This is a genomic window from Halobaculum saliterrae, from assembly GCF_009831625.1.
GTDB classification, from domain to species: domain Archaea; phylum Halobacteriota; class Halobacteria; order Halobacteriales; family Haloferacaceae; genus Halobaculum; species Halobaculum saliterrae.
Window position 1 is genome coordinate 100,656 of record NZ_WUUS01000008.1, and the last position, 21,377, is coordinate 122,032.

Annotated in this window: 21 protein-coding genes; 8 read left to right on the top strand and 13 right to left on the bottom strand. The window is 71.4% G+C overall.

Annotation, left to right across the window (positions count from 1 at the left end; all coding sequences use genetic code 11):
• Positions 1 to 11: 11 nt before the first annotated feature.
• Positions 12 to 809 (bottom strand): SDR family NAD(P)-dependent oxidoreductase, encoded by a 798-nt coding sequence (locus tag GRX01_RS13270; protein WP_159668320.1) that lies wholly within the window; start codon positions 807 to 809, stop codon positions 12 to 14.
• 104 nt (positions 810 to 913) lie between these two features.
• Here GRX01_RS13270 and GRX01_RS13275 point away from each other — a divergent pair, with 104 nt between their 5' ends.
• The gene (locus GRX01_RS13275) at positions 914 to 2,935 is read left to right on the top strand and encodes an AMP-binding protein (RefSeq protein ID WP_159668323.1); all 2,022 of its coding nucleotides are present in this window, start codon (positions 914 to 916) and stop codon (positions 2,933 to 2,935) included.
• On the opposite strand, the gene GRX01_RS13280 is transcribed toward GRX01_RS13275, so the two are convergent.
• The 6 genes from GRX01_RS13280 to GRX01_RS13305 all read right to left on the bottom strand — a co-directional run bounded on the left by GRX01_RS13280 (position 2,932) and on the right by GRX01_RS13305 (position 10,766).
• Positions 2,932 to 3,678: an AMP-binding protein gene (locus GRX01_RS13280; protein WP_159668326.1), complete on the bottom strand. Its 747-nt coding sequence runs from the start codon at positions 3,676 to 3,678 to the stop codon at positions 2,932 to 2,934. The two genes, GRX01_RS13275 and GRX01_RS13280, sit on opposite strands and share 4 nt — an antisense overlap.
• A gap of 66 nt (positions 3,679 to 3,744) precedes the next feature.
• Positions 3,745 to 4,746 (bottom strand): phosphoribosylformylglycinamidine cyclo-ligase, encoded by a 1,002-nt coding sequence (gene purM, locus GRX01_RS13285; RefSeq protein ID WP_159668329.1) that lies wholly within the window; start codon positions 4,744 to 4,746, stop codon positions 3,745 to 3,747.
• Positions 4,747 to 5,096: 350 nt separating this feature from the next.
• Positions 5,097 to 6,674 (bottom strand): acetolactate synthase large subunit, encoded by a 1,578-nt coding sequence (locus tag GRX01_RS13290; protein ID WP_159668332.1) that lies wholly within the window; start codon positions 6,672 to 6,674, stop codon positions 5,097 to 5,099.
• Between the two features lie 2 nt (positions 6,675 to 6,676).
• Complete coding sequence (locus GRX01_RS13295) at positions 6,677 to 8,107, bottom strand: NAD-dependent succinate-semialdehyde dehydrogenase (RefSeq protein ID WP_159668335.1); 1,431 nt, start codon at positions 8,105 to 8,107, stop codon at positions 6,677 to 6,679.
• 143 nt (positions 8,108 to 8,250) lie between these two features.
• A complete protein-coding gene (locus GRX01_RS13300) occupies positions 8,251 to 8,841 on the bottom strand; it encodes a metalloprotease (protein WP_159668621.1) in 591 nt (196 codons plus the stop codon).
• A gap of 107 nt (positions 8,842 to 8,948) precedes the next feature.
• Positions 8,949 to 10,766: a TraB/GumN family protein gene (locus GRX01_RS13305; RefSeq protein ID WP_321168100.1), complete on the bottom strand. Its 1,818-nt coding sequence runs from the start codon at positions 10,764 to 10,766 to the stop codon at positions 8,949 to 8,951.
• 176 nt (positions 10,767 to 10,942) lie between these two features.
• Here GRX01_RS13305 and GRX01_RS13310 point away from each other — a divergent pair, with 176 nt between their 5' ends.
• Positions 10,943 to 11,479 (top strand): bifunctional nuclease family protein, encoded by a 537-nt coding sequence (locus GRX01_RS13310; protein ID WP_159668338.1) that lies wholly within the window; start codon positions 10,943 to 10,945, stop codon positions 11,477 to 11,479.
• Between the two features lie 12 nt (positions 11,480 to 11,491).
• Here GRX01_RS13310 and GRX01_RS13315 read toward each other — a convergent pair whose 3' ends face one another.
• Complete coding sequence (locus tag GRX01_RS13315) at positions 11,492 to 11,728, bottom strand: hypothetical protein (protein WP_159668341.1); 237 nt, start codon at positions 11,726 to 11,728, stop codon at positions 11,492 to 11,494.
• A gap of 234 nt (positions 11,729 to 11,962) precedes the next feature.
• Here GRX01_RS13315 and GRX01_RS13320 point away from each other — a divergent pair, with 234 nt between their 5' ends.
• The gene (locus tag GRX01_RS13320) at positions 11,963 to 12,403 is read left to right on the top strand and encodes an acyl-CoA thioesterase (protein WP_233741040.1); all 441 of its coding nucleotides are present in this window, start codon (positions 11,963 to 11,965) and stop codon (positions 12,401 to 12,403) included.
• 167 nt (positions 12,404 to 12,570) lie between these two features.
• Positions 12,571 to 15,012, top strand: a complete 2,442-nt coding sequence (locus GRX01_RS13325; RefSeq protein ID WP_159668347.1) for a methyl-accepting chemotaxis protein — start codon at positions 12,571 to 12,573, stop codon at positions 15,010 to 15,012.
• A gap of 70 nt (positions 15,013 to 15,082) precedes the next feature.
• Here GRX01_RS13325 and GRX01_RS13330 read toward each other — a convergent pair whose 3' ends face one another.
• Entirely contained in the window at positions 15,083 to 16,186 is a 1,104-nt protein-coding gene (locus GRX01_RS13330; RefSeq protein ID WP_159668350.1) for a S1C family serine protease, read from the bottom strand.
• A 121-nt stretch (positions 16,187 to 16,307) separates the two neighbouring features.
• Between GRX01_RS13330 and GRX01_RS13335 the strand changes: the two genes are divergently transcribed.
• Positions 16,308 to 16,760, top strand: a complete 453-nt coding sequence (locus tag GRX01_RS13335) for a hypothetical protein (protein WP_159668353.1) — start codon at positions 16,308 to 16,310, stop codon at positions 16,758 to 16,760.
• Positions 16,761 to 16,840: 80 nt separating this feature from the next.
• The gene (locus GRX01_RS19395) at positions 16,841 to 16,975 is read left to right on the top strand and encodes a DUF7128 family protein (protein ID WP_264084001.1); all 135 of its coding nucleotides are present in this window, start codon (positions 16,841 to 16,843) and stop codon (positions 16,973 to 16,975) included.
• Between the two features lie 45 nt (positions 16,976 to 17,020).
• Here the strand turns inward: GRX01_RS19395 and GRX01_RS13340 are convergent, their stop codons facing one another.
• Entirely contained in the window at positions 17,021 to 17,254 is a 234-nt protein-coding gene (locus tag GRX01_RS13340) for a DUF7508 domain-containing protein (protein ID WP_159668356.1), read from the bottom strand.
• The gene (locus GRX01_RS13345; RefSeq protein WP_159668359.1) at positions 17,251 to 17,730 is read right to left on the bottom strand and encodes a DUF5796 family protein; all 480 of its coding nucleotides are present in this window, start codon (positions 17,728 to 17,730) and stop codon (positions 17,251 to 17,253) included. Before GRX01_RS13345 ends, GRX01_RS13340 begins: the two co-directional genes overlap by 4 nt.
• A 228-nt stretch (positions 17,731 to 17,958) precedes the next feature.
• Between GRX01_RS13345 and GRX01_RS13350 the strand changes: the two genes are divergently transcribed.
• Both GRX01_RS13350 and GRX01_RS13355 read left to right on the top strand, forming a co-directional pair.
• Complete coding sequence (locus GRX01_RS13350; RefSeq protein WP_159668362.1) at positions 17,959 to 18,834, top strand: shikimate kinase; 876 nt, start codon at positions 17,959 to 17,961, stop codon at positions 18,832 to 18,834.
• Positions 18,835 to 18,862: 28 nt separating this feature from the next.
• Positions 18,863 to 19,174 (top strand): chorismate mutase, encoded by a 312-nt coding sequence (locus GRX01_RS13355; RefSeq protein WP_159668365.1) that lies wholly within the window; start codon positions 18,863 to 18,865, stop codon positions 19,172 to 19,174.
• Positions 19,175 to 19,248: 74 nt separating this feature from the next.
• On the opposite strand, the gene GRX01_RS13360 is transcribed toward GRX01_RS13355, so the two are convergent.
• Positions 19,249 to 20,310 (bottom strand): DUF2891 domain-containing protein, encoded by a 1,062-nt coding sequence (locus tag GRX01_RS13360; protein ID WP_159668368.1) that lies wholly within the window; start codon positions 20,308 to 20,310, stop codon positions 19,249 to 19,251.
• 133 nt (positions 20,311 to 20,443) lie between these two features.
• Positions 20,444 to 21,133 carry a carbonic anhydrase gene (locus GRX01_RS13365; protein WP_159668371.1) on the bottom strand — a complete coding sequence of 230 codons (690 nt, stop codon included), beginning with the start codon at positions 21,131 to 21,133 and terminating at the stop codon, positions 20,444 to 20,446.
• Between the last annotated feature and the right edge of the window lie 244 nt (positions 21,134 to 21,377).

The window sequence follows — 21,377 nt, forward strand, 5'->3', positions numbered from 1 at the left end:
GGACGACCGCCTCACCGCGCGGTCCACCCGCCGTCGACCGCGAGACACGCGCCCGTCACGTAGCTCGCGGCGTCGCTCGCGAGGAACACGACGGGGCCGGCGACCTCGGCGGGGTCGGCGAACCGGCCGAGGGGCGTCCGGTCGCGGATCGACTCCACCAACCGCTCGTTCCCCTCGATGTCGGCCGTGAGATCGGTGAGGACGTAGCCGGGGGCGACCGCGTTCACGCGCACCTCGGGCGCCCAGTCGAGCGCCATCGACCTCGTCGCGCCGACGAGGCCGTGCTTCGAGGCGACGTACGGATGCTGTCTGGGGAGGCCGACCACCCCTCCCACGGAGGCGACGTTGATCAGGCTCCCGCCGTCGCTCGCGTGGAGCGACTCGGCGGCCGCACGGGCACACCGGAGCGCGCCGCGGAGGTTCACGTCGAGCACGAACTCCTCGGCGTCCTCCGTTGTCGCCTCCGGCGGTCCGAGCGCGCCGTCGGGGTTGACGCCCGCGTTGTTGACGACGACGTCCGGGCCGCCGAGTTCCGCTCGGACGGTCGCCATCAGCGCGGTCACATCGTCCGTGTCGGTCACGTCGGTCGGACACGCCAGCGAGTCGACGCCGCGGGACTCGACCGCCGCGACGGCGTCGTCCACGTCCGCGGCGGTTCGGCTCGTCGGCACCACGTCGGCGCCCGCGTTCGCCAGGCCGAGCGCGATCGCGCGGCCGATCCCCCGCGTGCCGCCCGTGACGACGGCGACGCGGTCGGAGAGGTCGAGGGCGGTCGCGGGGTCGAACTCGCCGGCGGTGTCGTCGGTCATGGGGTCGACTACTCCCCCACAGTACTTCGCTCTTGGCTCGGACGGTCCCGAGGGAGCCGTCCATCGTGTAAAGCTACTTGCCCTCCCCGCAAAAACGGCCGACCATGAACGAGGATCCGGACCGGGCGGTCGGCATCGACACCGTGGTCCACGAGCCCGACGAGGCGGTCGCCGAGGCGACCAACGTCCGCGCGTTCATGCGCGAGTACGGCATCGACGACTACGAGTCGCTGATCGAGCGCACGACGACCGACATCGAGGGCGAGCCGGACTCCGGCGTCGACTGGTTCTGGGACGAGGTCGTCGACTACCTCGGGATCGACTTCTACGAGGAGTACGACGAGGTGCGTGACGACGCGGACGGGCCGCAGTTCACCGACTGGTACCCCGGCGGCGAGATCAACCTCGCGCACAACGTCCTCGACCGCCACGCGGAGGGCGACGCCCGCGACGACGTCGCCTGCGTCTGGGAGGGCGAGCCCGGCGACGTGCGCGAGGTGACGTTCGGCGACCTCCACGAGCAGTCGAACCGCGTCGCGAACTACCTCGAATCGCGGGGCGTCGAGACGGGCGACACCGTCGGCCTCTACATGGCGATGGTGCCGGAGGTGATGAGCATCCTCTACGGCTGCTTCAAGGTCGGCGCGATCGCGGTGCCGATCTTCTCCGGCTTCGGCGTCGACGCGACCGCGACCCGGATCGACGACTCCGAGTGCTCGGTGCTGTTCACCGGCGACGGCTTCTACCGCCGCGGCAGCGAGGTGCTCCTGAAGGACACCGCAGACGAGGCGATCGAGGAGGCCGGTCACGTCGAGGACGTGGTCGTGTACGACCGACTCGGCGCCGGCAGTCCCGATTCAGACACCGAGATCCCGTGGGACGACGGCCGCGACGAGTGGTGGAGCGAGTCGGTCGGCGAGCGGTCGAGCGAGTACGAGACGAAGTCGCTGCCCAGCGATCAGGAGTCGATGCTGCTGTACTCCTCGGGGACGACGGGGACGCCGAAGGGGATCGTCCACACCCACGCCGGCGTGCAGCTGCAGTGCGCGAAGGAGATCCACTTCGGCTTCGACCGGAAGCCCGACGACGTGTTCTGGTGGGTCTCGGACATCGGCTGGATGATGGGGCCGTGGACCCTCATCGGGAACCACACGTTCGGCGGGACGGTCCTGATGTACGAGGGCGCGCCCGACCATCCCGGTCCGGACCGGTTCTGGGAGACCATCGATCGCCACGACGTGACCCAGTTCGGCATCTCGCCGACGGCGATCCGCGCGCTGCGCAAGCACGGCGACGAGCACGTCGAGGGCCACGAGCTCTCCAGCCTGCGGATCCTCGGGTCGACCGGCGAGCCGTGGGACCCCGAGAGCTGGCTGTGGTTCCACGAGCACGTCGGCGGCGGCGAGCTCCCGATAATCAACATCTCCGGCGGCACGGAGATCTGCGGCTGCTTCCTCATGCCGATGCCCGACCAGCCGCTCAAGCCGTGTACGCTCGGCGGTCCGGGACTGGGGATGGACATCGACATCGTCGACGAGGACGGCGAGTCGATCGCCGACACCCACGAGCGTGGCTACCTCGTCGCGCGCGACTCCTGTCCCTCGATGACGAAGAGCCTCTGGTCGGGCGACGAGCGCTACCTCGAGGAGTACTGGTCGAAGTTCACCGACCCGCCGATGTGGAACCACGGCGACTGGGCGCAGAAGGACGAGGGCGGCTTCTGGTTCCTCCACGGCCGCGCCGACGACGCGCTCAACGTCGCCGGCCGGAAGGTCGGTCCCGCCGAGATAGAGGGCGTGCTCATCGACCACGAGGCGGTGAACCAGGCCGCGGCCGTCGGCGTCGACGACGACACCACCGGCACCGCCGTCGTCGCGTACGTGGTCCTCGAATCCGGGGTCGACCCGTCCGACGACCTTCGGGAGGAACTCCGCGGCCTCGTCGGCGAGGAGCACGGCAAGCCGTTTCGCCCCCGCGAGATCCTGTTCGTCGGGGAGTTCCCGAAGACGCAGTCGGGGAAGATCATCCGGCGGGCCATCTCGGCCGTCCATCAGGACGAGGACCCCGGCGACCTCTCCTCGATGGAGAACCCCGAGGCGCTGGAGGCGCTGCGGGAGGCGAGCTAGAGCGTCACGTCGGCGGCGTCCAGCACCCGTTCCTCGGGGACGCTCCCGTCGCCCGCGACGACCGCCGCCGTGGCGTCCTCCGCGTCGTCACCCGCCGGAAGCACGATCGAGCACCCCGTCACGAGCGGCGCGAGGACGCCCGCCGCGACCGTCCGCGGGTCCGAGAGCGACGCCCGCACGGCAACCCGGGTGTCCGTGTCGAGGTCGAGCGCGTCGGCCGCGTCGCGGGCGGCCGCGAGCAGGTCGGCGTGGGAGTACGTTCGGTCCGCCTCCGGGTCGCGGATCACGGGGTCGGCGGGATCGTGAACGGTCGGCGGGAACGCGGGGTTCTCGCTCCACACCTCCTCCTCCCAATGGGTCGTGTCCGGCCGCTCGGGATCGCCGCCGAAGGCGACGAGCTTCGAGCCGCCGGGCAGGTCGAACTCGGGCTCCCGTTCGACCGGCACGACGACCCCGCGGGCGTCGCACCCGGGATCGATGTCCGACCCGAACTCCGTGACGGCGCCCAGCAGCGCGGCGCCGAGGAAGGTGAACACCGCCTGCGGGTGCGGCGCGGCGTCGACGACGAGTCGGTCCCCCTCCCGGACGCCGACGTGGCTGAGGACGTTCCCGGCCTTGGCGGCGGTGTTGCACAGGTCGAAGTAGCTGTACGTCCGGTCGAGTTCCGCGGCGTGAAGCGCGGGGCGGTCGCTCCGGCGGTCGCGGTCGACGAGGTCGCCGACGAGCGAGAACTCCTCGGTCATGTCGAGGCCTTGGGCCGGAGCGACCAAGAGGAACCCGGCTGGTATCCGGCGATCACGGCCGCGTCGTTACAACTCCAACCCGCGGATCGCGACGCCCTCGCCCTCCCCGACCGTGCCGATCACGCGGCCGTCGGTCTCGGCCGCCAGCGACTCGGCGTCGTCGGGGTCGAGCGCGGCGACGAAGCCGGTGCCCATGTTGAACGTTCGGTGCATCTCCCCGTCGGCGACGTTGCCCTGCTCCTGCACGAACTCGAACACCGGCTGGACCGGCCACGGGTCGGTGATCTCGTAGCGGTTCTCCCCCAGTCGCTCCAGATTGGTCCACCCGCCGCCGGTGACGTGGGCCGCGCCGCGGACGCCGTGCTCGCGCATCGGCCCCAACAGGTCCGCGTAGATGCGCGTCGGCTCCAGCAGCGCCTCGCCGACGGTGTCGTACCCCCCGAACGGGCACGGGTCGGTGTACTCGTGCTCGCGAGTCGCGGCCTCGCGGGCGAGCGTGAGGCCGTTCGAGTGGATGCCCGACGACTCCCAGCCGACGAGCGCGTCGCCCGGCTCCGCGTGGCCGTCGAAGACGGCGTCCTTGGCGACGAGGCCGGCGCAGGTGCCGGCCAGGTCCAGCCCCTTGATCACCTCGGGCATCACCGCGGTCTCGCCGCCGACGAGCGCGACGCCCGCGCGCTCGGCGCCCTCGCGGAGACCGGCGCCGACCTGTTCGGAGAACGTCTCGTCGGGCTCGTCGACCGCGAGGTAGTCGACGAACGCGACGGGGTCGACGCCGGCGGCGACCAGATCGTTGGCGTTCATCGCGATGCAGTCGATGCCGACCGTCGAGTAGTCCCCCAGCGCCTCGGCGACGATGAGCTTCGTCCCGACGCCGTCGGTCGCGAGCGCGAGGTAGCGGTCGCCGATGTCGAGCAGGCCCGCGTAGTCGCTTCCCTCGGCGCCGGCGTCGCCGACGGCGGACACGAGCGCCGCGGTCGCGGCCTCGCTGGCGTCGATGTCGACCCCCGCGTCGGCGTAGGTGAGTTCCTCGTCGGCGTCCGCGTCGTCCCCGGCGTCGTCGGTCATGCTCGTGAGGGGTTCGGGCGGAAGCAAAAGCGCACCGACAGCGCGGCCGAACGAAGTGCGGCCGCGAGAGACGGCGGCGAGCTTGCGGGCGAGCCGCCCACAAAGACAGCGCGGCCGAGCGCGAGGTCGACCGAAGGGAGACCTCGACGTGAACGGCGTGAGCCGTGAGCGGAGCGAGGCCGCCGCCCGCGGCGTTCACAAATCGCAACGCGATTTGTGAGCTCACGAGACCGAAGGTCTCGTGAACGGCGAGGTGCATGCGGCGGAACCGCGCGGCCCGAGCCGCCCACGAAGACAGCGCGGCGACGCACGCGGCCGTTCTCCGGAGACCCACGCGCGAACCCGACCGGTTACCCGTCCAACACAACGTCGATCAGCGTCAGGTCGTCGCCCCCGACCGCCCCGTCGATCGCGTCCTCGAACGCCGTGAGCGACTCGGCGCGGATCCCCTCGACGCCGAAGCTCTCCGCGAACGTCACCAGGTCCGGGTTGCCGAGCTCCGTCCCGAACGCCTCCCCGCGGTGGGCCTCCTGTTTCTCGGAGATGAGGCCGTAGTCGTCGTCGCGGAACACGACCGTCGTGAACGAACAGTCGAGCCGGCACGCGGTCTCCAGTTCCGCGGCGTTCATCAGGAACCCCCCGTCGCCGGTGCCGACGACGACGTTCGCGTCGACAGCGAGGTCGGCGGCGAGTCCCCCCGGCACGCCGATCCCCATGCTCGCGAGCCCGTTGGATATCACACACCGCCCCGCCTCGTACACGGGGAACTTCCGGGCGATCGCGGCCTTGTGGCTGCCCACGTCGGAGACGAGCACGTCCTCGTCGGCCATCGCCGCCCGGAGGCACGGGAGGGCGTTCGCGACCGTGAGGGGCTCGTCCGGGTCGGGCCGGCGGGTCGCGTGCTCGTACACCCGGTCGTGGGCGGCCGTACACCACGCCCCGGACGGACGGTCGACCGCGTCGGCGAGGCGAGCGAGTCCGGTCGACGGATCGCCGATCACCTCAACGTCGGGGTTGTAGTGGGCGTACACCTCCGCCGGCTCGCTGTCGAGGTGAACCACGGTCTTCTCGCGGTCGGGGTTCCACCCCGCCGGGTCGTGTTCGGCGATGTCGTAGCCGACCGCGAGCACGCAGTCGGCCGACTCGACGGCGCCGCCGGCGGCCTCCTCCGCCCCCGAATCGAGCGTCATCAGCGACCGTTCGTCGCGGTCGGGGAGCGCGCCCTTCCCCATGTACGTCGAGACGACCGGCACGTCGGTCGCGTCGACGAACGTCGACAGCGCCGCGGCCGCGTCCGCACGGACCGCGCCGTTGCCCGCGAGCACGAGCGGCCGGTCGGCGTCCTCGACCGCGGCGGCCGCCTCCCGAAGCGCCTCCTCGGCGGGCGCCGGTCGCGAGACGGGTCGACGGACCGGCACCGGCTCGTCCTCGGTCTCCTCGGCGGCCACGTCCTCCGGGAGTTCGAGGTGGGTCGCGCCCGGCTTCTCGTACTCGGCGAGCTTGAACGCCTTCCGCATCGACTCCGCGACGCCCTCGGGGTCCGACAGTTGCGCGTTCCACTTCACCACCGGCTCGAACGTGTGAACGACGTCCAGCTTCTGGTGGCTCTCCTTGTTCAGCCGCTCGCGACCGCCCTGTCCGGTGATCGCGACCAGCGGCGCCTTGTCGAGGTGTGCGTCCGCGACGCCGGTGATCAGGTTCGTCGCGCCCGGCCCGAGGGTCGCGAGACAGACGCCGGCGTCGCCGGTGAGTCTGCCGTGCACGTCGGCCATGAACGCCGCCCCCTGTTCGTGGCGCACCGGGATGAACGTCACCTCGGAGTCTCGGAGCGAGAAGAGGAGTTCCTCCAGTTCCTCCCCGGGCAGGCCGAACACGTACTCCACGTCCTCCGCGAGGAGACAGTCGACGACCAGATCGGAGACCTGCATGGTCACACCACGCTCCCGTCGTCGTCCGGGTCGCCGGCGCCGAGCTCCTTCTCCTCCTCCTCATGGAACCCGTGTTGGACCCAGATCGTCTTCCGGTTCACGAACTCGCGGATCCCGTCCCGAGAGAGCTCCCGGCCGTATCCGGAGTTCTTGACGCCGCCGAAGGGGAGCCGCGGGTCCGACTTCACGGGTTCGTTCACGAAACAACACCCCGCCTCGAACTCCCGGGCGAAGCGCTCGCCGCGCTCCGGGTCGCCGGTCCAGACGCTCGCGCCCAGACCGAAGTCGGTGTCGTTGGCGAGCGCGAGCGCCTCCCCCCCGTCGTCGACCTCGAACACCGCGGCGACGGGGCCGAACGTCTCCTCGGTCGCGGCGGCGGCGTCGGTGGGCACGTCCGTCAGCAGCGTCGGCGGGTAGTACGGCCCCTCCCGATCGAGGGGCTCGCCGCCGAGCGCGAGCGTCGCGCCCGCCTCGACGCTGCGCTCGACCTGGTCGTGCAGGTCCTCCATGAGGTCCTCGCGCGCCTGCGGCCCCACGTCGACGTCCTCGTCGATGGGGTCGCCGACGGTCAGCGCCTCCAGCTCCCGGCGGAAGGCGTCGACGAACGAGTCGTACACGTCGGTATGGACGACGAACCGCTTCGCCGCGATGCACGACTGGCCGTTGTTCTTGATGCGGGCGTCGGCCGCCTTCCCCGCGGTCGCCTCGACCGGGGCGTCGTCGAGGACGACGAACGGGTCCGAGCCGCCGAGTTCCAGCACCGACGGCTTCACCTCGCCCCCGGCGCGCTCGCCGACGGCGCGGCCGGCGCCCTCGCTTCCGGTGATCGTCACCGCCCTGACGCGGTCGTCGCTGATCAGCCCGTCGACGCGGTCCGAGCCGATCAGGAGCGTCCGAAACGCGCCCTCGGGGACGCCGGCGTCCCGCAGCACCTCCTCGATGGCGAGCGCACAGCCGGGCACGTTCGAGGCGTGTTTCAGGAGGGCGACGTTGCCGGCCGCGAGCGCCGGCGCGATGAACCGGAACGCCTGCCAGAACGGGAAGTTCCACGGCATCACCGCGAGCACGGGTCCGAGCGGCTCGTGGCTGACGAGCGTCCGCGCGTCCGGCTCCGTCCCGATCACCTCGTCGGAGAGGTGGTCGGGCGCGCGCTCGGCGTAGTAGTCGCACACCCACGCGCACTTCTCGGCCTCGGCGCGCGCGGCCGCCACGGGCTTCCCCATCTCCCGCGTCATGAGCCGCCCGTACTCGTCGGCCCGCTCCGACAACAGCTCCGCCGCCCGTGACAGCACCCGACACCGGTCCTGAATCGGCCGCTCGGCCCACGCGGGGAACGCCTCGGCCGCGGCATCGAGGGCCTCGTTCACCTCGGCCTCGGTGTGCTCGTCGTAGCGTTCCAGCGACTCACCGGTCGCCGGGTTGCTGCTCTCCATACGGGCCGGCACGCGAACCGAACGGATAGATGTGAGACACCATCGCACTGTCGCGGGAACGCGAGTCGCCGGAACATGGCGGGACCGCGAGACGCCGAACCGTCACGGGAGCACGGGCGGCGACGGTCCGTCGACGCCCGAGGTCAGAACAGCAGCGTGAGCGCGAACCCGACCGCGAGCGCCGCGCTCGGGAGGAACGCCGCGAGCCACACCGGCGTCGACCACGCCCGGACGGTCGCGCCGTCGAGCGGCCCGAACGGGATCAGGTTGAACGCCGCGAGCAGGAGGTTCACCGCGACGCCGTAGGTCCCGACCGTCAGCGCGAGCGACGAGAACCCCGCGAACCCGACCAGCAGCAACGGCGCGAACAGGGCCGCGAGCACGAGGTTCACGACGGGGCCCGCGAGCGCGATGAGTCCGTTCTGGCGCTTCGTGATCCGACCGACGTGGTGGACCGCGCCGGGGGCGGCGAACAGGAAGCCCGCCGTGGCGGCGACGATTGCGAGGAACAGCATGCCGTAGTCCGCGCGAAAGGCCGCCCGCTGGCCGTATCGCACCGCGACGACCTTGTGTCCGAGCTCGTGCAACAGGAACGCGATGCCGGCGGTGACGAGGCTCACGACGAACAGTCCGCCCAGCGAGCCGATCGCGCCCGCCGCCAGCGTGTTGATCACGACCCTTCCGCCGCCCGCGAAGAACACCGCGAACGCGACCGACAGGGCGATCCACGCCAGCGCGAGGTCGCGGAGCTCACGGGTCGAGAAGGAGAGCCCGCCGGCGACGAGAGCGCCCCCGGACGAACTCGACGCAGCGCCCCTCCTCCCGCCGTCGCCGGGGCGGCTCACGCGACGGCCCCCCAGACGATCCGCGCCGACTCGCGTGCACCCTGGATCATCAGGTCGGTGATGCTCGCGTCGAGCGACCCGGCGAACACCGGGACGACGTACGCGGCGAACAGCAGCGAGGCGATGATGCTCCCGACGTTCGTCGCCGCGACGACGACGATCAGCCGGAACAGCGGCACGTCGAGCATGTCGGAGAAGATGTCGCGGATCGGTCGCGACTCGTCGGACAACAGCTCGTTCAGCGTGCCGATGTCGGAGACGTTCACGGTGAGGTGGCGCAGCTCCATGTACCCCGTGAACCACCCCGGCGCCAGCAGCGGGTTGACCGAGGTCATCCACGCGACGGCGCCGCCGACGCCCGCCGAGCGCCACCGCGCGCCCGCGAGCTTCGCCAGCCCGGCCGCGAAGGCGCCGTTGATGAGGAACCACGCGGCGAACAGCGTGAGCAGCTGCTCGTTGCGCACGCCCGCCATCGCCAGCAGGACGAAGAAGGCGATGAACGCCGCAGAGATGCCGAACGCGGCGATCTTCCCCCACGGGATCCCGCCGGAGTCGGCTTGGCCGACCAGCGAGTCCATCGGCGGCAGCGACTCGGGGGTCGCGAGATACGACTCGATACCCGCGCGGTGACCCGCGCCGACGACGGCGACCACGTCGTACCCCTCGTTTCGGAGCCCCACGAGCTGGTGGGCGATATACGCGTCGCGCTCGTCGATGAGCGCCTCGGCGCCGCCGGGGGAGAACTCCCGGAACTCCTCCATCATCGCCGTCACCACGTCGGTGTCGGTCAGGTCGTCCGGATCGAACCCCTCGAGGTCGTCGGCGTCGTCGTCGGGCGCGAGGTCGAGCGCGCCGATGGCGACGGCCGCGAGCGCGCCGACGAACAGTCCCGCAACGAGTCCCAGCGCGAGACTCCCGGCCGCGCGAACGAGGGTACCCGAGAGCAGTCCGGCGACCGAATCGACGCCGGCACCGGTGACCGTCACCGCGGCGGCGACGGCGACCGCGACGATCGCGCCGGCGCCGAGCGTGGTCGCGCCCCCGGACCCGTCAGCGTCACCGCCCCCCACCGACAGCGACGCGGCGCGGTAGCCGAGATATCCCGCGACGACGCCGGCAAGCGCGCCGACGCCGACGCGGGTGAGCACGGCGTCGGTGATCCCGACGGCGCCGCCGAACAGTCCGATCGCCGGGCCGAGCAGGACGCCCACGAGCAGCCCGAACGTGATGCCGGCGACGCGCGGGTCGGTCACGCCGAACGCGAGCGCGCCGACCATGCGCAGTTTCTCGATCAGCGAGAGGCGCGCCCAGAAGCGCTGGATCGTCGTCTGGATGTCGCGGTCGACGAGCGCGACAGAGATGCCGAGGTCCTCGGCGGTCTCGACGGCCGCCAGCAGCTCGGCGCCGGGCTCGATGTCGAACCGGTCGCCCATCCGCGTCTGGACGTACGAGAGCATCCAGTACGCGAGGAACTGGAAGACGGTGTTGCCCCGGAGCAGGTCCCCCGGCTCGAGGTCGTCGGGCGTTTCGCCCTTCATCTGACGGTAGCGTCCCTCGTCGAGCTCGACGGCGACGATGTCGGGGTCCTCCTCGGCGACGGTCTCCTCGACCTCGCGGACGGACGCCTCCGAGACGTGGGCCGTGCCGACGACGCGGACGCTGCCCTCGCCGCGCTCGTTGGAGGGCCGCGGCGCGGTGCCGGGGGCGGGGCCGTCGGCCGACGGTGCGGACGCTGTGGCGTCGCCCGCGTCGGACGTGTGGTCGCCGACCGTGTCGGAGGCGGGTGTGTCCGCAGCGTCAGGGTCGCGGCTCACGCCCGCCACCCTGCGTGCGGTCCGATTCCGGTACTCATTGGGGGCGTTTTTCCGTCCGGTCGGTATACGCCTGTCGGAGTCTCACCTTCCGTGGTGCGGACGGCCGCGACAGTGACCGGCCGCCTCGGCTCGGGGCGCCGCGGTAGGTATTCATGCTCGGCGCGCGTGGTGTCCGTATGAACCACGAGGCCGAGGTCGCCGGCATCGGCGTGGGGTCCGGGCCGGACGGCGAGGAGGTTCCGGCGGTCGTGCTCCGGGCCCGCGGGGAGTTCCTCCCGATCTTCGTGACGCCGGACCAGGCGCGATCCATCCGCGACGCGCTCTCGGGCGAGCCGTTCGACCGGCCGCTCACCCACGATCTGCTCGTCGAGATGGTGACGGAGTTCGGCGGCGCGATCGACTCCGTCCGCATCGACGACATCGCGGGGGGAACGTTCTACGGCAAGCTCACCGCCGAGCGCTACGTGGACGGGGAACCGGACCAGTTCGTCTTCGACGCGCGCCCCAGCGACGCTATCGCCGTCGCCGTCCGGCTCGAGTGCCCGATCCACGTGAGCGACGAGGTGGTCGACGCCGCCGGACAGCCGCTGGACTCGTTCGACGTCGACGGCGATGCCGACGGCGGCCACCGAGGGCCTCCCGGGTCCGGTGCCCGCGATCGTGACCGCGGACCCTCGGAGTCGGACACGGACGACGACTTCCGCTATCGGTGAGCGTCGTTCGGATCAGCTCCCCTCCTCGATCTCCACTCCGTCGTTCGCTCCGTCCGCAGTCCCCGACGCTTCGTTCCCCCCGTTCTCCCCGTTCTCTCCGTTCGCTCCGTCCGCCGTCCGAGTCGCTCGAACGCGCAGCGCCGCCGCGATCTCGTCGTCGGCGACGCCGTTCTCCCGTGCGGAGTCGACCAGTTCGTCGAGGGCCTCGTCGAGCAGTTCACGCGACGCGATCTCGCGGTTCGTTATCACGGATCCCGCTTCGGTCGATCTCGGTATAACGGTTCGGCCGGCCGACCGCTCACCCCGCCCGCCGAGCCTCCCGGTGCGACATCGCGGGGGTTGATACCGACGCCGTCGCAAGGACCGGGTATGACCGACGCGGACGACGCCGTCGACGGACGCCTCGACGGAGCGGGGAGCGACGCGGTCGATGGAGACACGCCGGGCGACGGGGAGGGGACCCTCGCCGCCTCGTACACGGAGATGACCGAGCTCCTGCTCCCCAACGACACGAACAACCTCGGGCGGGCGCTGGGGGGCGCGGTGCTCCACTGGATGGACATCTGCGGCGCCATCGCGGCGATGCGCTTCTCGCGGCGCCAGTGCGTCACGGCGTCGATGGACCACGTTGACTTCATCGCGCCGATCGACCTGGGCGAGGTCGCGGTGCTGGAGGCGTACGTGTTCAACACCGGCCGCACCAGCGTCGACGTGAAGGTCGACGTCCGCGCGGAGAACCCCCGGACGGGCGAGGAGCGGCGGACGACCACGTCGTTTCTCACGTTCGTCGCGCTCGACGAGGACGGCACGCCGACGCCCGTGCCCGACCTCGAGTGCCCGACGCCCGAGGAGGCGGCGCTGCGCGAGGAGGCCGTCGGGGAACGCCGGGCACAGTTGACCGACGTGAGCGAACGCCTCGGGTGAGCTCCGCCGCCGGCGTTCGATACCGGTCCCGCGCCGAGCTCGTTCGAGGCTCCCCGAGACCTTCCGCCGCCTCCGGTGGTTCGCGGTAACACGGGTCGGCCGAGACCGTTTTCTGGAGTGATATCTGGGGAGTTGATCGTAAGTACCGCTTCCCGATACGGTGGTACATGAGTCGCATTCCAGACGTTCTCAGGCGAACGTACCTCCGGAAGTTCACGGCGCTCACGCTGGCGACGCTGCTCGTCGTCACGGCCGCCGGGTTCGCGCTGCAGGGGCAGGTCGCCGCGACGCTGACCGATCAGACGCACGACGACCTCAGCTCGAACGCGGAGACGACCGCCAGCGAGGTGTCGAACTGGGTCGACAACAACGAACAGACGGTCAGACTCGTCTCCCAACAGCTGAAGGCGGACGCCGGCGACGGGGAGGCGGTGCAGACGACGATCGAACTCGAGTTCAGGCGGCTGTCGGAGGGAGTCGTCGCCCTCCATTACGTCGACATGAACTCGATGGAGGTCGACCGCAGCACGACCGACGACGCCGTCGGCACGACGCTGAGCGGGATCGAGTGGGAGACCGGCGAGACGGACCTCTCGGCGCTCCCGCCGACCGGCGCCGTCGTCTCGTCGACGTACGAGTCCGACGGCGCTCACCGGATGGCGTTCGCGAGCTGGGTTCCCGGAACCGACCGCGCGCTCGTGATGACCGTCGACGCCGCCGCCGTTGCGGGTGACGCGACGGCCAGGACCGGCGGGAACCTCCAGATCGTCGACGCCGAGAGCGCCGTTGTCATGTTCAGCTCGGACGCCGAAGCGATGGGCGAACAGTTCGGCGGGGGCGAGGACTCACACGCGCTCAACCACGGCACCGAGATGGCTGGTGCCCACGACATGGCGGGAATGAACACGGTGATGGCGTACGCGCCGGTCGACGGAACCGACTGGGTCGTCATCAGATCGGTGCCGCAGTCGGCCGCGTACGCGGTCGTGTCGCAGGTCCGGCTCGCCCTCGGCGCAGTCATCGGTATCGCCGCGCTGGGGTTCATCGTTATCGGCGTGACCATGGGCCGGTCGACCTCGCGGAACCTGCGGGACCTCGCGGCCCGCGCCGAGGCGCTCGCGGCCGGCGACACCGGCTCGGCCGCCGGCGAGACCGACGACCGGATCGACGAGGTCGGCGCCGTCCAGGAGTCGTTCGAGGAGGTCCGACGCTACCTCGCGACCGCGACCGCGCAGGCGACTGTCGTCGCCGACGGCGAGTTCGACGCGCCCGTGCTCGACCGGGACGTCCCCGGGGAGCTGGGCGAGGCGCTCGCGGAGATGCGCGACGACCTCGAGTCGCTGATCGAGGAGATGCGGGCGACGAACGAGGCGCTCGCGACCGCCGCCGAGTCGTACGGCGAGACCATGGAGCGGGCGGCCGAGGGCGACCTCACCGCCCGGATGGACGCCGACGTGGACGACGAGGCGATGGCGCGGATCGCCGCGGAGTTCAACGAGATGATGGACGAGCTGTCGGCGACCGTCGGGGAGGTCGACCGCGTCGCCGCCGTGGTCGCGGACGCCAGCGAGGAGGCGGACGCCGGCGTCGCCGAGGCGGAGCGCGCCGCCGGCGAGGTGGCCGACTCGACCGACGAGATCGCCGCGGGCGTCGACAAGCAGGTGAGCCACCTGCAGGAGGTGACCGGCGAGATGTCCGACCTCTCGGCGGCCGTCGAGGAGGTCGCCGCCACGGCCGACCAGGTCGCGGACGTGAGCGAGGAGGCCGCCGAGCGGGGCGACCGCGGCGCCGAGCTGGCGGACGAGGCCGTCGATGAGATGGCCGCCATCGAGGAACAGACGGAGTCGACCGCCGAGGTCGTTCGCGGCCTCGAGTCCGAGGTGACGGCGATCGGCGACATCGTCGACTTGATCGACGACATCGCCGAGCAGACGAACACGTTGGCGCTCAACGCCTCCATCGAGGCCGCCCGCGCCGGCGCCGACGGCGACGGCTTCGCCGTCGTCGCCGAGGAGGTCAAGACCCTCGCCACCGAGACCCGCGAGGCGACCGGCCGGATCGAGGACCGGATCGAGGCGGTCCAGTCGTCGACCGCCGACGCCGTCGAGGACATCGAGGAGACCACCGAGCGCGTCGAGGAGGGCGCCGAGACGATCGAGGCGGGGCTGGACGCGCTGGGCGACGTGGTCGATGCCGTCGAGGAGGCCAACGACGGCGTCCAGTCCATCTCCACCGCGGCCGACGATCAGGCCGCAAGCGCCGAGGAGGTCGTCGCCATGGCCGACGAGGTCGCGAGCGTGAGCGAGGAGGCCGCCGCGGAGGCCGACAGCGTGTCGGCGGCGGCCGCCGAACAGTCCGCGTCGCTGAACCAGGTGAGCGGCGAGGTCGAGCGACTCGCCCGGCGGGCGGCCGACCTGCGGGAGTTGGCGGGGAGCTTCGAGACGGACGAGGGGGCGGACGCCGAGGGCGGCGTCGAGCCTCGGCAGGCCGACGGCACGGTCGACGGACGCGGCGACTTCGAGTTCGGCGACGGCGAGGCGGTCGCCGACGGCGGCGCACCCGACGAGCCGGCCCACGACGCCGCCGAGACGGGGAGCGACGAGAACTGAACGAACAGAACCGACTGAACCGCACGGAACGGAGCCGAATCGAACCGCGACGACGGGAGTCGACCGAGGTTCAGATGCCGGGGTCGGGTCGCTCCCCGAGTTCGAACGAGACGGTCGTCTCCGACCCGTCACGGAGCACGGTGAACTCCACGGCATCGCCGGGATCGGTCTCCAGGGCGAGGTAGTTCGAGAGGTCGGCCTGCACCTCCACGTCGGTGCCGCCGATCCCGACGACCACGTCGCCGCCGGTGGGGACGCTGACGCCGTCGACGGTGGTTTCGCCGTCGGTCCCGCGGAGCGTCCCGGCGGCGGGCCCGTCCTCGAGCACCTCGACGATGAGCACGCCGCCCACGTCGTCGATGTCGTACGCCTCCGCGATGACGGGTGTCACCTCGAGGAGACGAACGCCCATGTAGGAGTGTCGGTACTCGCCGTCCGCCGCGAGCGCGGGGACGACCTGCTTCGACAGCTCGGCGGAGACGCCGAACCCGAGGTTGTCGCCGCCGCCGCGGGCGGCGACCGCCGCGACGTCCCCGCCGAAGGTGACGACGGGACCGCCCGAGTTGCCGGGGTTGAGCGCGGCGTCGGTCTGTACGGAGTCGGCGACGGTGAAGTTGTTCGGCGCCGACAGCACCCGGTCGATCCCGGAGATGACGCCGGTGGAGGCGGAGCCGCTGAAGCCGTACGGCGATCCGATCGCCATCACCGGGGTCCCGACCGGCGGCTCGGGGTCGGTGTCGACCCACGACAGCGGCGTCGCGAACTCGGGGCGGTCCTCGGCGCGCAACACAGCGAGGTCCGAGTAGGCGTCCGTGCCGACGATCTCGGCGTCTCGCCACGTGTTGCCCTGAAAGCGGAGCTTCACTTCGGTCGCGCCGGCGACGACGTGCTGGTTCGTGACGACGTAGCCGTCGCCCGCGACGAAGCCGGAGCCGCTGCCCTGCGGGCCGTTCGGGCCGTAGTTGAGGACGCCGACGACCGACTGGATGGTCGACCGGTACACCTCGGTCTCGGTCGCCGCGGCGTCGCCGCGGCTCCCGGCACCGGAGTCCGCCGTCCCGTTCGAGTCGCCCGCCTGCGGAGCGGCGTCCGAGGAGCCCACCTGCACGCAGCCTGCGGCGCCGACGGCGCCCGCGCTCGCGAGTCCCGCCAGAACGTCGCGTCGTGTTGGCATGAACCACGGTACGGCCCTGACCCGAATAACTCCGGCGCTCTCCGCACATGCGTCACGCGATCCCGCCGGGTCCGTCGTCCGCTCCGGCAGGCATTTGCCCCGTCCGGCGGTACGGACGGGTATGAGCCTCGACGCCGACACCCCGCCGACGCCGACCCTCTCGACGGTCGACCCGAGCCAGTACGACGACACGGAGGTCGCCGGCGACGAGTACCACCGCGAGGAGCTGGAGTCGTTCCTCCAGGAGGGCGCGTGGGAGGCGGCGTTCGATCGGTGGGCCGCGGACGCCGACATCGACGCCGACACGTGGCGCATCGCCGGCGAACTGGCGTTGTTCGAGCGGTTCGACTTCTTCTGGGACGACTTCGCCGACCGCGTCGGCTACCACGCGCCCGGGCTCCCGGAGGACTGGAAGGAGCGCGACCTCCACCCGGATCTCCGGAGCTGGGAGCAGGTGTCGGCGATCAACGCCGCGTTGACCGAGTTCGGACAGGTCGTCTGCGAGGTGCTGAAGGAGGAGTACGTCGACTGGGAGAGCGAGTTCGAGGCCCCCGACGACCTCCCCGACTTCTGACTCGGCGACCGCGTCGTCCCCGACGCCGATGACCGCACGGCGCCGGTAGCGATTTACCCTCGGCGCGCCGAATGCTACCTATGGTCACGGCAACGGAGCGTGACGACATGACTTGGTACCAGTGTGACGCCTGCGGCCTGCTGTTCGACGATCCCGACGACGCCGAACAGCACGAGGAGCACTGTGACGCGGAGGACCCCTCCTACCTTCAGTAGGGCCCGCTGGCCGAGCCATCGCGCCGTGGGCGGTCCGACGGGCGATCAGAAGCGATCGTCCGCGAGGCGTTCCGCGTGGTCGCGCGACTCCGCGACGAGCCATCGGACCCTCGCGGCGTCGCCGTAGGCCACCGCCTCCTTCACCTCGTCGCGGAGGACGCCGACGCCGTATCCGACCGACTCCCCGTCGCCATCGCCCAGTTCGTAGACGCCGTAGCGATCGGGCGCCGCGGCGGCCGCCGACCGGTCGAGATCGCGCCACGGTTTCCGAAGGCTCATCGCTCGTCCTCGTCCCCCTCGCCGTTCGCGTCGCTGACGTCGTCGCCCGCGACGAACTCGTAGCTCTCCTCGCCCCAGTCGTCCTCGACGAACGCGAACACGCGGCCGCCGGCGACCTCGGGGTCGGCCTCGATCTCGGTGCGCTGACCACCCGGGCGCCGGGCGGTGACGCCCGGGAACAGCTCCTCCTCGTCGCCCTCGCCGAGGATGACGCGACCGACGCCGGTCTGTTCGAGGATGTCGTCGTGGGTCTTCAGGTCGTTCACGTACAGCAGGACCCCCTCCGTCTCGGTGGGGTCGGTAACGAGCACGTGGGTCTCCTTACCGGGGGCGGTCGTGAGAGTGTCCTCGACGACCTGCGGCACGCCGCGGTAGAAGGTGACGCGGCCGTCGAGGTACTCGACCTCGACGCCCTCCTCCCGGAGGGCGACCGAGACGCTCGCGGGCGCGATGTCGTTGCGGTGCGGGGCGCTCATGGTTCCGAATGGGTGGCGGACGCGAATAAGCGCGGCGAGAGCGAGGCCGACCGGAGGGAGGACCCGGGACGGCGGCGGAGCGGTCCTGTGCCGCTCCGGCTATTCCCTGCGTCTGCTGGGAGCGAACCGAGCGCCCGGAACGGCGACCGGCGTCCGAACGCCCAGCCTCGCGAACGCGGCGTTGACGCGACCGCCACGCTTTACCCCGGCGAACGCACGCCTCGACGCATGGAAGAACGCGCCGCCGCGCCGGGCGCCGGGACCGTCGTCAACGCGCTCGCGACGGGCCGCGGCGCCGCGTTCGCGCTGGATCTGGAGACGACCGCGACGGTCGCGCTCGACCCCGACGCCGAGGGCGTGACCGGCACCATCGCCGGCGCGCCCGACGGGGACACGACGCTGATCGAGCGGTGCGTCGAGCGCGTCGTCGACCGCTACGGCGCGGACGAGGGCGGGGCCGTCGAGACCGAAAGCGAGGTGCCGACCGCGGCGGGGCTGAAGAGCTCGAGCGCGGCCGCGAACGCGACCGTCGTGGCGACGCTGTCGGCGCTCGGGCTGGAGGTGGCGGACGACCCCGACGCCGACGTGACGAGGACCGAGGCGTGCCGCGTCGGCGTCCGCGCCGCGCGCGACGCCGGCGTCACCGTCACCGGCGCGTTCGACGACGCCTCGGCCTCGATGCTCGGCGGGGTCACCGTCACCGACAACGGGGCGGACGAACTCCTCGCCAGCGACGACCCGTTCGCCGAGCACGCGCTCGTGTGGACGCCGCCGGAGCGAGCGTACTCCGCGGACGCGGACGTCTCCGCGTGCGAACGCGTCGCGCCGATGGCGGAACTGGCGACCGAGTTGGCGCTCGATGGCGACCACGCCCGAGCGATGACGGTGAACGGCCTCGCCTTCTCGGCGGCGCTGGGGTTCCCGACGGACCCGGCCGTCGAGGCGATGGCCGACTGCGCCGGCGTCTCGCTGTCGGGCACCGGCCCGAGCGTCGTCGCGGTCGGCGAGCGCGAGGCGCTGGCGACGGTGCGCGAGCGGTGGGACGAACGGGACGGAGAGACGCGACTGACCGAGACTCGCGAGACCGGCGTCCGGGTGCTGTGACCGGACGACGAACGCACGACATCACACAATGAGCTACGACGACACGAGCCAACCCCCCGAGGAACTCGAGGAGATGAGTCTGGACGAACTGCGCGAGGAGATCGCCGACATCGACCGCGAGTTGGTCGAACTCATCGCCCGGCGGACGTACGTCGCCGACACCATCGCGGGCGTGAAGGAGCGCCGTGACCTCCCGACGACCGACGAGACGCAGGAGCAGGCGGTGATGGACCGCGCCGGCGAGAACGCCGAGCGGTTCGACGTCGACGCGAACCTCGTGAAGGCGATCTTCCGACTGTTGATCGAGCTGAACAAGGTCGAACAGCGGGAGAGCCGGTAGCCGCACGTCGGCCGGTCTCCCTCCCTCTCGCCCTCGGGTGACCGGTGTGGCCTCGGTCAGGATCCGCGCTCGGGTCACTCGACGATGCCGATCCCGCCCTCGTTCCTCGTGAGGTGGTAGCATACGAACGAGGAGAGCCAGTGCGACCCGTCGTAGTCGTCGGTGAACGCCTCGTCGACGCCGCGGCGTGCGTGTTCGACCGCGCTCTCGCGGAGGGCGGTCGCGCGCGATCCGGCCGGGAGCGCGTCGGCGACGCCGGCGAGCATCCACGCCCGCGAGACGTTCAACCCGACCAGGTGGAGCGCGACGCCGGACTCCCCGTCCGCGACCGAGACGGGCGCGGGAAGCGCGTCGACCTCCGGGAGGAACTCCGAGAACCACGCGGCGAACTCGTCGGCGTCGAGGACGCGTCGCATGAGGTCCGCCTCCGCGAGCGCGGGCGAGAGGAAGTCCCAGCCCCGCGGCTCGTCGCCGACGGGCGCGTCGGCGTCGTCGCGGTAGAACGCCAGCGCCGTCTCGACGACGCTCCGTTCGAGGGCGTCGTCGTCGACCGACCGTGCGTGATCGAGGACCAGCGAGAGCGAGAACGCGGAGTTCCCGTGCGTCCCGACGCGGAACGGACGATCCATCGGGAGGAAGCGCTCGCGGACGAGCGAACGGATCCGCTCCTCCAGCGGGCGGAGCGTGTCCCCCCATCGGGCGGCCCGCGGGTCGTCCCACCGGTCCAGTTCGGCGGCGAGCGCGAGCAGCCACGCCCAGCCGTACGGCCGCTCGAACGTTCCGTGCTCCTCGAACCACGCGACCTCGCCGGCGACGCGCTCGGACGTCAGTCGCTCGTCGATCCCGGCGGCGATCTCGTCGCGGTCGGGATGGTCGGGGAACAGCCGCAGCGCGCGCACCAGACACCAGTGGCTGTGGACCGCCGAGTGCCAGTCGAAGCAGCCGTAGAAGACGGGATGCCGCTCACGCGGCGGCGTCACGTCCTCGGGACCGTCGATCGCGCCGGTCGCGTGCGGGTACTCGGTGTCGACGCCGTCGAGCGGATGGGCGGTCAGGCGCGCGGCCGCGTCGTCGCCGATCCAGTCGGATCGGCCGGCGATCAACGCCGCGTCGTCGGAGGGAGGGAGCTCGTTCATGTACGGGGGTGCGTCCGGGCCGTGTTCAATCGGTCGGGTCCGTGACTTTCGGTCACGTTCCACGTGGGACGGAACGGAGTGGAGCAGACTGAAGCGGAGCGGAGTAGCCCGGAGTGGATTGGAATGGAATGAGTCAGTACGTCCAGAGTCGGCCGATCCGGTCGGCGACCTCCGCGTGCTCCGTCCGCAGCGCATCGGGGTCGCGTTCGCCGTCGACGTTGATCACGTGGACCTCGCCGCGCTCGGCGCCGTAGACGTCCTGGAAGTCGTAAACGACGCCGACCACGCTCGCGTCGTCGGGCACGTCGTCGCTGCCGACGAGGTGGTCGACCTGCCGGTCGACGTTGTACTCGACGAGCCGGTTCACGGCCTCGGTGCGGTCGAGCCCCTCGGGAAGCAGTCCGACGCCCGGTTCGAGGTGGGGAGCGAGCAGCCCGACGCAGTGGCGGATCCCCGGCGGCTCGCTGTCCGCGTCGATGTCGCCCGTGAGCACGCCGTACGTCGCCGTCACGGCGCCGCACCCGGTGTGGCCGACGACGATGGCCGTGCGAGTGCCCGTGTGCGCCAGCGGGTACAACACGTCGCCGGAGACGACCTCGCCGGCGTCGGTGCGCTGGACGACGCGGTTGCCGATGTTGCTGCAGGTGAACAGTCGCCCGGGCGTGTCGTTGCCGAACAGCTGGTCCTGCAACACTCGCGAGTCCGAGCAGCAGACCGTCACCGCCTCGGGATGTTGTCCGTCCTGCACCTCGTCGAACCGACCGGCGAAGGCGTCGGCGTGTTCGGCGTTGTCGGCCAGCAACTCGACCACCGTCCGGTTCATGGCGGCACGGTTCGCGTCCGGCTACAAATATGTGCCTCGTCGCGGGTTGAGCGCGTTCGCCACCGGCTGAATCGAGGGACGGGAGGGCACGCTCGTCCCCGGCCGACCCGTCGGCGCCGAGAAGGTACGCTCGATCCGGCGAGGCTGGACACCGTCGGGGGATCCCGGCCGATCGACCTCCCGGATCTGATCGGACGTGTGGTCGTCTCTCGAATGTATATTATCTTCCTAATATGGTATGGTG